The following is a 14,043-nucleotide window of genomic DNA, read 5'->3' as shown; positions in this document are numbered from 1 at the left end:
TGTACTCAATCTTTTATCGTTTATTTTACCATAAATTTATAGTAAGACGATGACACTTCCCTAATTATAACGAAAAGCATTCAGAATGAAACTACTTATGTAAAATGATGGCACCTTTTAGAGTACAAAAAGCCGAGGAATGTCTCCTCGGCTACCGTAGCACAGAAAGTATCTTACAACTACTGGTTTCGTTTCATTAATTGCTGTTCTGCAATTTCTATAGCACGTTTCACCATGTTACCAGCATCTTTCGCACGAATTCCGCCCCATCCTTCTTTCTGAACAACATCATAAAAGCCAAGCTCTTTTGCTAGCTCTTCTTTAAATTGGTTTGACATGACACCTCTTCGTCTACTCAATGCAGAGTCCCTCCTTATTTTGCTACGGTATAGTTAGTATGCAAAATAATATAGCTTTTCATTTATGGGAATATATGTAATGATATATGGATTATAAAATGACCTCATTATGAGGGTCTCCATAAAATGTTAACTCTACTGTCTCTGTTAAAACATCTGCATAACTATAAGATACACGTTGCAACGCATCTTCTTGTTGATCCAATTGTACAACAAAAACGGAACGGTATGTTTCTGCTAGTACACCTGATTGCTCCACAGTTTTTCTTCTTCCACTATTTGCTTTTAACATAAGTCGCTGTCCAAGATGGTGATCTAATTCGCTTTTAATTTCATCTAAACGTTTTGACATATACTTCGCTACACCTCGCTGTAATTTAGATTGAACACTTAAAGCACGATATATCTATCCTAATTATTAACCGCGATTCACAGCTAATATCATCCTGCGTTTGAATAGATAGAAGAAATACTATATTGTAAAAGTATCATTACGTAGTCTTTACGTTCTTACCTCTTTTTATCCAAATTCATTTAAATCCTTCCATACAAAAAAGCAAGATACATATGTACCCTGCTTACTCTTCGTAATGTTGAAAAGGTAATCCCGTTCGTAAAATCCCTCTCGTTTCAATTCCACCTAGTCCCTTTTCACCAGTAATTGTATTACGTACGACATCCCATACATTGACTCTCTCCATAAATGAAGTAAAACTAATTTTACCAACTACATATACAGGATCTAGTGCATGAATATTAATTCTAGATGGTGAACTAGCGAAATTGGCCCCTGCACGAATTAGTGCCTCAAAATGTGATTGACATGCCCCAGCAAAAATAACAAGTTGATCCAATGATGGATATTTTTTTCGCACTTCACGAACAGCCTGTACAAAATGCCTTGAATGCCTATATGCCGCTAAATCTCCCTTCACTCCTTTTGATTTTGTATATGCATCATGCCCTGTAATAACGAGAATGTCTGGGCGAAAGTGATCTATTAAGTCTACTACTTTTTCATGCATCTCCGTTTCTTTACAATGAATACCTTGAACAGGAACGCCAATTTTATTATATAAATCTAAGCACTTGCGCAAATATAAAGGGTCTCCATCTATATGCAATACACGTCCCGGCATTTGAAAATAATTTACCTCACTTGTGTATCCACCAGTTGAAGTATGTTCATGCCTTTGTTTCATCAGTACATAATCTTGTTGAAACAAACGATACGTGCGCTCCATTGTTTCTTTCTCACGCTTCACCCTTTTTTTATGTTCTCTTTGATCTATACTAATTAAATCTTCAAGTGGCGCATCCGCCACCAGTCTAATTTCCTCTCCAAACAATATAGCTATCTCGCCTTTTATTTCTATAATACGAAAAAGAATATCCCTCTTATGAGAATATCGTTCCACTAATTCTCCAACATGTAAAACCATTCTCCTACCTCCAAACTCATTAGGCCATCTTACCTGTTTTTAAAGTATGAATTTAGAGAGAGAAAGGTGACAAAAGGGACAGTTCAACTTGAACTGTCCCTTTCATATTCTTATGATAATTTATGAAGAACTAATGCATTACTTAATGTTGCAAACTCTTCAATAGATAGCGTTTCGCCTCTTCGCTTTGGATCAATTCCTACTTCTGTTAAAATTCGATCCAATAACTCCTTATCTTTCGGGAAACCATTTAAATTATTTGATAAATTATTCATTAAAGTTTTACGGCGCTGTGCGAAACTTGCTCGTACTACTTCAAAGAAGAACGTTTCATCTGTCACCTCTACAACCGGTTTAGGACGCTTTAGAAGGCGGATAATTGCAGAATCAACGTTTGGCTGTGGTACAAACACTGTACGCGGTACAGTCATAACTGTTTCAACCTCTGTATAGTACTGAATGGCAATCGATAAAGAACCATACTCTTTTGTTCCAGGTTTAGCAGCTAAACGATCTCCAACTTCTTTTTGCATCATAACAACAAATCCGCGAACTGGTAACTTTTCTTCAAGCAATTTAAATAAAATTGGCGTTGTAATATAGTATGGTAAGTTAGCTACTACCATTACATCTTGCCCTTCTTCAAATTGCTCATTAAATACTTCATGTACATCCGCTTTTAGTACGTCTTTATTAATAACTGTAACATTACCATATGGCGCTAACGTCTCATCTAAAATTGGTAATAGTCTTTGATCAATTTCAAAAGCCACTACTTTTTTAGCACGCTTCGCTAATTGCTCTGTTAATGCACCAATACCTGGTCCAATTTCAATTGCACCACTTTCTGAACCAATTTCTGCATGATCGACAATACGATTTAATACATTTGTATCAATTAAAAAGTTTTGTCCTAAACTTTTTTTGAATGAAAATCCATACTTTTCAACAATGTCTTTTGTACGATTTGGCGTTGCGATATCCTTCATTTTTTTTCCTCCTGTATTACTTGCTTATAAGCTTCTGCAAATGATTCCTTTGAAACTTGAAACATCTGTAATCGTTTATGTAACTGTTTTGCATTTGTATAACCAATCTTTAATAGCTTACCCATTCTTTCTCTGCGGCTCTTTGCCATTTCTCCGCCCACTAAGCCTGCATCGACTAAATCACTCCAACTAATTTCACTTGTGTAAGCTTCCATTTCTTCATGTATATTCTCTAGAGCACGGCGAATCGACTCATTAGAAGCATGTTCAATCCCAACACCCTTTTTCCTTTTAGCAAGCGCTTCTTCCTTCGGTAAAAAAGCATGCTTACAGCCAGGAACCTTGTCAGAAATAATTTTTCGAATACGCTCTCCAGGATAATCCGGATCTGTGAAAATAATAACGCCCCTTTTTTGCTGCGCTAATTTAACTTGCTCAATAACATGATCACCGATTGCTGAACCGTTCGTTTCAATTGTATCCGCATCAACAGCACGCTTAATCGCAACTGTATCATCTTTACCTTCTACAACGATAATCTCTTTTATTTTCATGCTTGCCTCCACACTCATTTCGTCTCTACTTAGTAAAACAAAAAAATGACGACTTTTCCATTATTATTTTCCCCATTCTTATATTTTAAAAAATAGAATAGAAAAATCTTTGTCCTCTGTCCTTATTGTAACACTTCATCATTCACATTTATTTTCTTGATTACTTCTACTAGTTTTTCTCAAAATAAAAAAGAACAGGTTTCACCCGTTCTTTTTATTCAACTCCAAATAAAACTTTTGCATTTTTAGTTGTCATTTCTGCTACTTCCTCATAAGAAATTCCTTTTAAATTCGCAATTTCTTCTGCTACGAGTTTTACATAACTCGGTTCATTTCGTTTCCCGCGAAATGGATGCGGCGTTAAATAGGGACAATCCGTCTCTATTAACAATTTCTCTAATGGAATCTCCGTAGCAACTTCTTTCGGTTTCTTAGCGTTTTTAAATGTAACTGGTCCACCTAACGAAATTAAAAAGTTCATATCAACACATCGCTCTGCTACTTCTACGCTACCGCTAAAGCAATGCATAATGCCTCCTACTTCAGCTGCATTCTCTTCTTCTAGAATATCAACAATATCTTGAGTTGCATCGCGGTTATGTATAATAATCGGCAAATTTACTTTTTTCGCTAATGCAATTTGTTTACGAAATACTTCTTTCTGTATTTCTTTTGGAGACTTATCCCAGTGATAATCTAAGCCCATTTCTCCAAGTGCAACGACTTTAGGATGAGAAGCAAGTTCTTCTAACCAAGCTAAATGTTCTTCTGTCATGTCGATTGCATCAACTGGATGCCAGCCAACCGCAGCGTAAATAAAATCATAGGCTTCAGCTAATTCCATCGCCTTTTTTATCGTTACTTCATCAAAACCAACAACAACTGTATAAGTAACTCCCGCTTCTTTCATTCGGGCAATAACCTCTTGCAAATCTTCTTCGAATTGCTCTGCATTCAAATGTGAATGTGTATCAAACAACATAATACATAACTCCTTTTATATTGAAATCAAGTTTATTCTACAAAAATAAGTTCTTTAATAACTTAACGATAACAATACTACAATCTTAATGCAAAAATAGAGAGTGTAAAAAAGAAAAAAGACGCTTCACACATGTTACACGTGAAACATCTCTTTTCTTGTCTTAATTACTTGATTTTTGTACCATTTGGTAGATTTTGGTCAATTGATGCTAATGACAATACGCCATTCTCTTCACCCGCTAAAATCATACCTTGCGATAATTCACCGCGTAATTTTACAGGTTTTAAGTTTGTTACACAAATAACCTTTTTACCTTTTAAGTCTTCCGGCGAATAGAATTTTGCAATTCCAGAAACAACTTGACGCTTTTCTGTGCCTAAGTCTAGTTGAATTTTTAACAACTTGTCTGCTTTTTTCACAGGTTCAGCAGATAGTACTTCAGCTACGCGTAATTCTACTTTAAAGAAATCATCAATTGTAATTTCTTCTGCCTTCGGTTCTTCTTCTTTTTTCTCTTCTACTTTAGGAGCAGAGCTTTTCATTTGTTCTTTAATGTACTCTACTTCCACTTCCATTTCTAAACGAGGGAAAATTGGGTTTCCTTTTTCTACTTTTGTTCCAGCTGGAATGCAGCCAATTGTAGATAGACTTTCCCAAGATTTATGAGCTTCATCAGTAAGGCCAAGCTGAGCAAACATCTTGCTTGGTGCTACTGTTAAGAATGGCATAAGCATAATACCTGTTTGACGAAGTACTTCTGCTAAATGAGCCATTACAGAAGCTAACTTTTCACGATCATTCTCATCTTTTGCTAATACCCATGGTTGTGTTTCATCAATATATTTATTCGTACGACTAACTAGTTGCCAAATAGATCCTAACGCTACAGAGAACTCCATATTCTCCATTGCTTCTTCTACTTTTTTCAAAGTATCTTGTGCAAACGCTACTAACGTTTCATCAAATTCCGTCACATTTTCTTTAAATGCAGGGATTTCTCCGTTAAAATACTTATCAATCATAGCTACTGTACGATTTAATAAATTACCTAAGTCATTTGCTAAGTCGAAATTAATACGCTCCACAAATCCTTCTGGTGTGAATACACCATCAGATCCAAATGGAACTTCACGAAGTAGGTAATAACGTAATGCATCTAATCCGTAACGATCGATTAATGTAACTGGATCTACTACGTTTCCTTTTGACTTACTCATCTTTCCATCCTTCATTAAAATCCAGCCATGAGCAAAGACTTTCTTCGGAAGAGGTAAATCTAATGCCATTAAAATTATCGGCCAATAAATTGTATGGAAACGAACAATTTCTTTCCCAACTAAATGCACATCTGCAGGCCAGAATTTTTTATATTTCTCTTCATTTGCTGTTCCATAACCTAACGCCGTAATATAGTTAGATAATGCGTCAACCCATACGTAAATAACATGTTTTGGGTTACCAGGAACACGAACTCCCCAGTCAAATGAAGTACGAGAAACCGCTAAATCTTCTAATCCTGGTTTAATAAAATTATTAATCATTTCATTTTTACGAGACTCCGGCTGAATGAAATGTGGATTATCTTCATAGAACTTTAATAGTCTGTCGACATATTTACCCATTCTAAAGAAATAAGATTCTTCACGAACAAGTTCTACATCATGACCACTATCTGGGCTTTTTCCTCCAACTACTTTGTCGCCTTCCATAATTGGATCTACTAATTGATGCTCTGTATAGAACGTCTCATCTTGTACAGAATACCAACCTTCATATTCATCAAGATAAATGTCACCTTGATCTACTAATTGCTTAAAGATTTTTTCGACAACATCTTTATGACGATCTTCAGTTGTACGAATAAAATCATCATAAGAAATATCCATCTTCTCCCAAAGCTCTTTAATTCCTGCAACAATGTTATCAACATATGCCTGTGGCGTAATATTTAACTCTTCTGCTTTCTTTTGGATCTTCTGTCCATGCTCATCAGTTCCTGTTAAATAATGCACATTATAACCTTGCATACGCTTATATCGTGCCATCGCATCTCCTGCTACTGTCGTATAAGCATGTCCAATGTGTAATTTTCCACTTGGATAATAAATTGGGGTAGTAATATAAAAGGACTTATTTTCCTCTGTCATTGTTTTGGACCTCCCGAATAACCTCATATGTATTTATAAACAGTATATCAAAAACTCATATATAAAGTGAAACTTTAATCAGTAGGGCTTTTGTTCCTCCCCACTAATTATTAGCCCACATTAATTGGGCTTTTACGAGCAGCCCAAATCTAACTTATCTTCTTTACGCCAACCTAATTTTAAATTTAGGTCTTAATGCTCGATATCTTTATCATCTATTGCTCATATTTCACAAAAATATACAATCTCCACTTTTAATTTATTATTTTTTCAGAAAATAATGTAAATAATTGTGGAATTTCCTCTCAATCTATTATATATAAGAAATAAGAAATCTATAAATCTTTTTAAAAAATATAGAATTTAAGAATTGACGGAAATGTAAATGATTGGTATCATATGTCCATAGGGTATTTTGTCGAAAAATGACGAATCTAAAAATAGACTCGAAACTTATAAACTATTTATTTAGGAGGAAAAAAATTATGAAATCTACTGGTATTGTTCGTAAAGTTGATGAATTAGGTCGTGTAGTAATTCCAATCGAATTACGCCGTACTTTAGGTATTGCAGAAAAGGACGCTCTTGAAATCTATGTTGATGACGAAAAAATCATCTTAAAGAAATATAAACCAAACATGACTTGCCAAGTAACTGGTGAAGTATCTGACGGTAACCTTTCTTTAGCTGAAGGTAAAATCATCTTAAGCAAAGAAGGCGCTGAGCAAATCTTAAACGAACTTCAAGATTATATCGAAACAGCAAAATAAGCTTCTCAATTATGAGAAGCTTATTTTTTATCGACATGATAGATTTGATATACATCTCTTTTCGACAAATCTCGATCTTTAGCGACTGTTTTAATCGCTTCTTTTGAATTCATACTTTTTTCATTTATATAATATTCAATATGATCATATACCGAAAGAGATTCCCACCATTGTTCTTCTGGAGCAGGTTCTTCTGTTGAACCAGCTACTAAAATACAAAACTCACCACGTACTTCATTTTGCTTCGTCCACTCAATTGCTTCTTCGATTGTCCCTCGAATAAATTCCTCAAATTTTTTAGTTAACTCTCGACATAATACAATCTCTCTATTTCCCAACACTTCCTGCATCGAAATTAAAGTATCGTCTAAACGATGAGGCGCTTCATAAAACATCATTGTAGTTTGTACATAACGAAGCTTTTCTAACTCCATCTTTCGTTCCTTTTTGTTTCTCTGCAAGAAACCATAGAAATAAAACTGCTTTGTTTCAAGACCGGATGCAATTAATGCTGTAAGGGCTGCATTTGCTCCAGGAAGCGGAATTACATGATATTGCTCAGCTACTGCCTCAACGACAATATCGTAACCTGGATCAGAAATACACGGCATACCAGCGTCGCTAACAAGTGCTACATTCTTTCCATCCTCTAATTTCTCTAATAGTTTCTTCCCACTTACTTCTTTATTGTGCTCATGATAACTCGTAACAGGTGTTTCAATTTCAAAATAATTACAAAGTTTTTTCGTTTGTCTCGTATCTTCAGCAGCAATTAAATCAACTTCTTTTAAAATTCGGATTGCACGAAATGTCATATCTTCTAGATTTCCAATAGGAGTTGGTACTAAATATAAAACTCCCTTTTCATTTTGTTGAAAGCTTTTTTGTTGCCACATAGCGTTCTCCTTTTTGCATATATGCCTCTTTTTGTTTTCTCGTTAATTGCTTAAAGTAATACTCCGCTTGCATAGCTGTACGCTTATCATCGTGGGTCTCTACATATTTTAAAACAACAGGAAGCCTGACGCGTGTATACTTAGCCCCTTTGCCGCTATTATGAGTCTGAATTCTCTTTTCTATATGGTTTGTATATCCAGCATAATAACTTCCATCAGAGCACTCTACCACATAAAAAAAGTGCTTATTCTTCTCCATATAAAATCGAACGTAGCTCCTTTGTATATTCGTTATTGTTCTCATATACAACGAGAGGCGGTAAAATTTTCAAATCTGCATTTCCATCCTTAATTCCTTCAATTAACAATGTATTTGCTTCTTTTCCAACCTTAGGATAAACAAATTGCACGCGCTTTGGTTCAATTTTATATTTACGCATTAATGTGACAATGTCTAGTAATCGCCCTGGACGATGTACAAACGCTACTTTCCCACCTTGTTTTACTAACTGACTACTTACAGATACAACATCTTCTAATGTACACATAATTTCATGACGAGCTATCGCTAAATGTTCATTCATATTTTTCTCTGAAGTTTGAGGTGTTTGAAAATATGGTGGATTACATGTAACAACATCATATTGATGACGCCCAAGTTTCTCTGGCATATCTTTCAAATCTCCATGTATGAGGTGAATTCTTTCCTCCAACCCATTGTATTGAACACTTCTTACTCCCATATCATATAAGCGTTCTTGAATTTCCACCCCAGTAATATTTCCTTTTGTTCTTGTACTTAATAGAAGGGGAACAACCGCGTTACCTGTACACAAATCAAGTAAATTCCCCTTTTGAATTGGTACCCATGCAAAATCTGCAAGTAAAACGGCATCTAAAGAAAAATTAAATACTGATGGGCTTTGTATAATCTTCATGTCTTGTGCTAATAAGTAATCTAAACGTTCATCTTCATATAAATTCATATACTGCTCCTTTTCTTACCCTTAACCTACCCTATTTCATGTATAAAAAATTACCTTTCCAATTATAATTGGAAAGGTAATTTCACTTTTTATTTAAGAATGACAGACAGAATAAACAATCTCCCTCTTTACGTACACTTCCATAATGTAGATTGCAAATATGAAAACCTTCTTGATACAGTCTCGCTAAATTGTCATAGCCTTCACCAATATCTGTTTTCGGCTTCACTTCTTTACGTTTTTGAGTTTTTTGTTTTTCTTTATTCTGCACTTCTTCAAAACGGTGTCGCAAATTGTTATTTTCCATTTTTATATGCTGGTTTTCTTCCAACAACTCTGCAAGATGCTGTTTTAACTCTCCCAACTGTTTATATAAATGTCCAATTTGCTCTTCCATACTAGAAACCGATTCAAAAATATCTTTTTTCTCCACAAGCACCCACCTCATTAATCTGTGGTTTGACTCGAAACGACCCCTTTATTCACTAACTCATCTAACGTATATTCTACTATCCGTTCCTTGTCTACTAGTTCCACTTGAATTAATCTTTCTAAAATATTTAATCCGATAACACGGCCAGTACCATGCGGGGTTTGTATACGTTGATCTAAATCAGGAAGTTGTTCCTTTGCTGCCTCATATTCATCATTCTCATATTTTAAGCAACACATTAAGCGACCACATAAACCAGAGATTTTTGCAGGATTTAATGATAAATTTTGATCCTTTGCCATTTTAATGGATACAGGTTCAAAATCCCCTAAAAAAGTAGAACAACAAAGCATACGACCACATGGACCAATACCACCTAGCATCTTCGCTTCATCACGAACACCAATTTGTCTTAGTTCAATTCTTGTTCTAAAAATTGCGGCTAAGTCCTTCACTAGTTCGCGGAAATCGATCCGACCATCCGCAGTAAAATAGAAAATAATCTTATTACGATCGAATGTATACTCTACATCTACAAGTTTCATATCAAGATTATGCTCTACTACCTTTTGTTGACAGACTTGATATGCTTCTTTGGCAGCATGTTTGTTCTCTTCAACAATGGTACGATCATTTTCATTTGCAATACGAATAACCTTTTTTAGCGGTAATACAACGTCGTTTTCATCAACTTGTTTTTTGGTAATAACTACTTTTCCGTATTCAATACCTCTTACCGTTTCTACAATGACAAACTCATTTTCAGAGATATCGAACTGGTTTGGATCAAAGTAATATACCTTTCCGGCCTTCTTAAAGCGAACACCTACTACATCATACAAAACGGTCATCCCTCCTGCAACCGCAACACTAACTGTTCGAACACAAGCTGCGCATTTACATTAGCGTTGATTCTATTTTTTGCCTCTAATATATTAAAGAGAGCTGATACAATGCGCTTCTGAGCATAGGAAAACGATTCAAACATCTCTTTCTGATCATGAAAAACAAGACGATCTTCTTCTCCAAGTTGAACATATAATAAATCCTTATAAATAAGGAGTAACATATCTAAACCTTGCTGTAATTGTTCTTTCTCTCCAAAGTGTTTTCCCCATTTTTCTTGTACAAAAAAAATAGAGGTTTTATCTTTTTCGAGCGCTTCACATAATTTTATCACTAAAGCTCGTGCTTGTGCAAACCATTCATCACTACATAAAGCTAAAGCTTCATCAAAACTATTTGTAAGTTGAGCAGCAAGTGTCGATAAAGATGCTGTAATCCCTTCATCCTGTAATCTTCTAATTAAAGATTCCGTAGGTAACGGTCTAAACGTAACAACTTGGCAACGAGATAAAATCGTATTTAAAATTTGATGACTTTGTTCAGTAAGTAAAATAGCAGTTGTATCACTACTTGGTTCTTCTAAAAATTTCAAAAGTGTATTTGCCGCATTTGCTGTCATACGATCTGCGTGCTCAATAATATATAATTTTTTATTTGCCTCTAATCCTGTTTTTGAAAACTCTTCTTGTAAATCATGAATTTGCTGCTTTTTAATAGATAATCCGTCTGGTTTTACAATATGTAAGTTAGGGTGGTTACCTGAATCAATTCGCTTACAGTTTGTACATACATGGCAGGGCTCTACCCCATTCCGCTCAGAACAGAGGAAACTCTTTGCCATTTGAATTGCTGTCGCAAACTTTCCTGTCCCTTTCCCTCCCTCTAACAAGTAAGCGTGGGATATACGCTCTTTTGCAATGCTATTCATCAACATTTTTACACCGATGGGTTGTATAGCAGAAAGCTGCTCCCACGTCTTCGTCATAATGCATACCTCACTTATTTCATTCTTTCCTTCTATTATAACAATTTATCTTCTATAATCTGAACAACTTCTTCTATAAGTTTTTCCATCGGCTGATCAGCATTTACCAATACAATACGATCCGAGAAACGTTCTACAACTTGTAAATACCCTTCGCGCACACGTTTATGGAAAGAGATATCTTCCATATCTAGTCGATTTACTTCACGTCCTGCATCTTTTTCAATCCGAGCCAAACCAACCTCAGGCTCAATGTCTAGATAAATTGTTAAACTAGGCATACAGTCCTCTGTTGCGAAACGATTTATTTCAAATACCTTATCCATACCCAATCCTCTTGCATAGCCTTGGTATGCTAAAGAGCTATCTATAAAACGATCACATAACACGAGGTAGTTCTCATTAAGTGCTGGCATAACTTTTTCTACTAAATGTTGTCTGCGCGCAGCAGCATAAAGAAGCGCTTCTGTACGTGCTTCCATCATCGTATATTCTTGTTTATGTAAAATCGTCCTAATGTCCTCAGAAATTGCAATACCGCCTGGTTCCCTTGTCGCCATTACCTTTTGTGCTTTTTTTTCAAAATATGGCAATAAGCTTTTAATTAACGTTGTTTTACCTGAACCTTCTGGGCCCTCAATTGTTACAAATAATCCCTTCATCCTAAAACCTACTTTCTATATCATACACTTTCATATATTTCGTATTACCTTGAAAACGAGCTCCTGCTCTCTCTAAATACATAATTTGCTCTTTATGCTCTGAAGTAATTCTCTCTCCATACATAATCAATGGAATTCCAGGTGGATACGGAATCACCATTTCCGCCGCTATCATTCCAACAGCCTCTTTTATAGATACTATCTTTGTTTCATATCCGTCTAGTTGTTTATACGTATACGGTAAAAGAGAGAATTCACCTTTATAAGTATAACGAATAGATTCCCTCTTGTCTTTCACCTCATAATGTTGCAATGCTACTCGGATCATCTCTATAACCTTCATATATCCCTCATTTACTTGTAAGGGTAAAATAAATAGGACATTGTACGGATCAGCCATCTCTGTATATATACCGACCTTTTCAAATACAGACTGTAATTCGTACCCTGATAACTGACAACGAGTTTGTACGGTGACCTTTAACTCATCTTGCAACGGATATTCTAAAATGGCGATTTGGGGAATAGAACGTAATTGTTCCTTAAATCTTCGTAAAAACTCAACAATTTCACTGTGACCTTCTTCTTTTATACGCGCCATTGTAAAGCGTGCTATATCCAAGGAAGCCATAATTGGATACGATGGACTACTAGATTGTAGCATACTTAAATAAGTAGTAACCTTCTCTTCGTCTACTAAGTGACTATTTATATGTAAATAGGAACCCATTGTCATTGCGGGTAATGTTTTATGTGCAGAATGAACTACAATATCTGCACCATATGTTAATGCTGACTTCGGGAATGGTTCTCCCAAGCACAGATGTGCCCCATGTGCCTCATCTACCAAAACAGGGATTTTATGTGCATGTGCAAAAGCGATGCTTGCCTCTAGATCCATACCCATACCATAATAATTAGGATGCGTTAAAATGAGTGCTTTCGCATTTGGATACTTTTCAATTGCTTTCTTAATAATTTCGTTACGAACTCCCACCGGTACGTTATAAGCTTCATCAATCCATGGATCTAAAAAAATGGGATTTGCTCCCGCAAGTTTTAAAGCATTAATAATTGATTTATGGCAATTTCTTTGTACAAGAACAATATCATGTTCCCCGCAACAAGACAAAATCATTGCTAAGTTCCCGACTGTTGAACCATTAATTAAAAAATAGCTCCTCTTTGTATTATAAACTTCAGCCAATAATTGTTGTGCCTCATCTATACATTCAAACGGACTATGCAAATCATCTAGTCCTGCTAACTCAGTTACATCAATAGATAGAATATCTTTAAACTCTCTTATTGCCTCCTGAGGGAAGTTTAAACCATTCTTATGACCTGGAACATGAAAGGATAACGGCCCTCTTTCTTTAAACTCTATTAACGCCTCATATAAAGGCATACGATTTTGATTCATCTACATCTCTTCCTTATTATTCATTCTCTATCTATTATACAGAACAAAAAAAATAATAGGCATATGCCTATTTAAAAATATGATACTTCTAGTTTTCGAAGCTGCTTTAAATAATGTATATATTTCGGATCATCTGTCTCTGTATTCACCATATCCTTTTCACATTCATAGCATATTAAATTATTATAAACATATATACCTTCTTTTCTTTTTGTCTCACAAACAATACAAACTTCACTTTGTAATTTCATAGCCTTCCCTCCCTATTTCAGTGAACCTATTTTATACTTCTAATCCTTAACAATTTACAGAAAAATATACACCCATCTTTTATATAATATGATTAACTCTTAGGCAACGTGTTTGTATCACCCTTACTTCTTTCCCATTCTTTTTAACAATACAAAAAAAACACAAGTCAAATGACTTGTGTTTTTAGTTGCTTGGCGACGTCCTACTCTCACAGGGACAAGGTCCCAACTACCATCGGCGCTAGAGAGCTTAACTTCCGTGTTCGGTATGGGAACGGGTGTGACCTCTCTGCCATCATCACCAAACTATGAAGG

17 protein-coding genes and 1 rRNA gene are annotated in these 14,043 nt (G+C 35.3%); 1 reads left to right on the top strand and 17 read right to left on the bottom strand.

All coding sequences use genetic code 11. The features are described from left to right. Positions 1-179: 179 nt before the first annotated feature. The 7 genes from sspF to metG form a co-directional block, all read right to left on the bottom strand. Positions 180-359 carry an acid-soluble spore protein SspF gene (gene sspF, locus D1166_RS26465; protein ID WP_002094215.1) on the bottom strand — a complete coding sequence of 60 codons (180 nt, stop codon included), beginning with the start codon at positions 357-359 and terminating at the stop codon, positions 180-182. A 91-nt stretch (positions 360-450) separates the two neighbouring features. Beyond that, on the bottom strand, positions 451-711 hold the full coding sequence (gene veg / locus D1166_RS26460; protein WP_000044347.1) for a biofilm formation stimulator Veg: 261 nt from the start codon (positions 709-711) through the stop codon (positions 451-453). A 226-nt stretch (positions 712-937) separates the two neighbouring features. Continuing rightward, positions 938-1,801, bottom strand: a complete 864-nt coding sequence (gene yabG, locus D1166_RS26455; RefSeq protein ID WP_000242868.1) for a sporulation peptidase YabG — start codon at positions 1,799-1,801, stop codon at positions 938-940. 110 nt (positions 1,802-1,911) lie between these two features. Further along, entirely contained in the window at positions 1,912-2,790 is an 879-nt protein-coding gene (rsmA, locus tag D1166_RS26450) for a 16S rRNA (adenine(1518)-N(6)/adenine(1519)-N(6))-dimethyltransferase RsmA (protein ID WP_000651548.1), read from the bottom strand. Then, entirely contained in the window at positions 2,787-3,344 is a 558-nt protein-coding gene (rnmV, locus tag D1166_RS26445; protein WP_000692835.1) for a ribonuclease M5, read from the bottom strand. The genes rsmA and rnmV overlap by 4 nt, the downstream gene beginning before the upstream one ends. Before the next feature lie 214 nt (positions 3,345-3,558). Continuing rightward, positions 3,559-4,326: a TatD family hydrolase gene (locus D1166_RS26440; protein ID WP_000895843.1), complete on the bottom strand. Its 768-nt coding sequence runs from the start codon at positions 4,324-4,326 to the stop codon at positions 3,559-3,561. Between the two features lie 167 nt (positions 4,327-4,493). Further along, the gene (gene metG / locus D1166_RS26435) at positions 4,494-6,476 is read right to left on the bottom strand and encodes a methionine--tRNA ligase (protein ID WP_000134135.1); all 1,983 of its coding nucleotides are present in this window, start codon (positions 6,474-6,476) and stop codon (positions 4,494-4,496) included. A 485-nt stretch (positions 6,477-6,961) separates the two neighbouring features. Here metG and D1166_RS26430 point away from each other — a divergent pair, with 485 nt between their 5' ends. Next, a complete protein-coding gene (locus D1166_RS26430; protein ID WP_000843036.1) occupies positions 6,962-7,246 on the top strand; it encodes an AbrB/MazE/SpoVT family DNA-binding domain-containing protein in 285 nt (94 codons plus the stop codon). Between the two features lie 20 nt (positions 7,247-7,266). Here D1166_RS26430 and rsmI read toward each other — a convergent pair whose 3' ends face one another. The 10 genes from rsmI to rrf form a co-directional block, all read right to left on the bottom strand. Continuing rightward, positions 7,267-8,142, bottom strand: coding sequence for a 16S rRNA (cytidine(1402)-2'-O)-methyltransferase (gene rsmI / locus D1166_RS26425; protein WP_000267821.1), 876 nt, complete (start codon positions 8,140-8,142; stop codon positions 7,267-7,269). Beyond that, entirely contained in the window at positions 8,111-8,401 is a 291-nt protein-coding gene (locus tag D1166_RS26420) for a GIY-YIG nuclease family protein (protein WP_000414350.1), read from the bottom strand. Before D1166_RS26420 ends, rsmI begins: the two co-directional genes overlap by 32 nt. Beyond that, positions 8,388-9,128, bottom strand: coding sequence for a tRNA1(Val) (adenine(37)-N6)-methyltransferase (locus D1166_RS26415; RefSeq protein ID WP_001055367.1), 741 nt, complete (start codon positions 9,126-9,128; stop codon positions 8,388-8,390). Before D1166_RS26415 ends, D1166_RS26420 begins: the two co-directional genes overlap by 14 nt. An 82-nt stretch (positions 9,129-9,210) precedes the next feature. Continuing rightward, complete coding sequence (gene yabA / locus D1166_RS26410; RefSeq protein ID WP_000412063.1) at positions 9,211-9,561, bottom strand: DNA replication initiation control protein YabA; 351 nt, start codon at positions 9,559-9,561, stop codon at positions 9,211-9,213. Positions 9,562-9,575: 14 nt separating this feature from the next. After that, positions 9,576-10,403: a PSP1 domain-containing protein gene (locus tag D1166_RS26405; protein ID WP_000272429.1), complete on the bottom strand. Its 828-nt coding sequence runs from the start codon at positions 10,401-10,403 to the stop codon at positions 9,576-9,578. 5 nt (positions 10,404-10,408) lie between these two features. After that, positions 10,409-11,392, bottom strand: a complete 984-nt coding sequence (holB, locus tag D1166_RS26400; RefSeq protein WP_000169563.1) for a DNA polymerase III subunit delta' — start codon at positions 11,390-11,392, stop codon at positions 10,409-10,411. Positions 11,393-11,427: 35 nt separating this feature from the next. Continuing rightward, positions 11,428-12,054, bottom strand: a complete 627-nt coding sequence (gene tmk, locus D1166_RS26395; RefSeq protein ID WP_000677214.1) for a dTMP kinase — start codon at positions 12,052-12,054, stop codon at positions 11,428-11,430. Position 12,055: 1 nt separating this feature from the next. Continuing rightward, positions 12,056-13,477, bottom strand: coding sequence for an aminotransferase class I/II-fold pyridoxal phosphate-dependent enzyme (locus tag D1166_RS26390; RefSeq protein ID WP_001075297.1), 1,422 nt, complete (start codon positions 13,475-13,477; stop codon positions 12,056-12,058). A gap of 71 nt (positions 13,478-13,548) precedes the next feature. Further along, entirely contained in the window at positions 13,549-13,728 is a 180-nt protein-coding gene (locus D1166_RS26385) for a sigma factor G inhibitor Gin (protein ID WP_000776279.1), read from the bottom strand. Between the two features lie 190 nt (positions 13,729-13,918). Beyond that, positions 13,919-14,034: ribosomal RNA gene (rrf, locus tag D1166_RS26380) — 5S ribosomal RNA — on the bottom strand. Between the last annotated feature and the right edge of the window lie 9 nt (positions 14,035-14,043).

This window comes from Bacillus sp. ISO11 (assembly GCF_003458115.1).
GTDB lineage: Bacteria > Bacillota > Bacilli > Bacillales > Bacillaceae_G > Bacillus_A > Bacillus_A cereus.
Note: the sequence above shows the minus strand (reverse complement) of the source record. Positions and strands in the feature narration are given on the sequence as shown.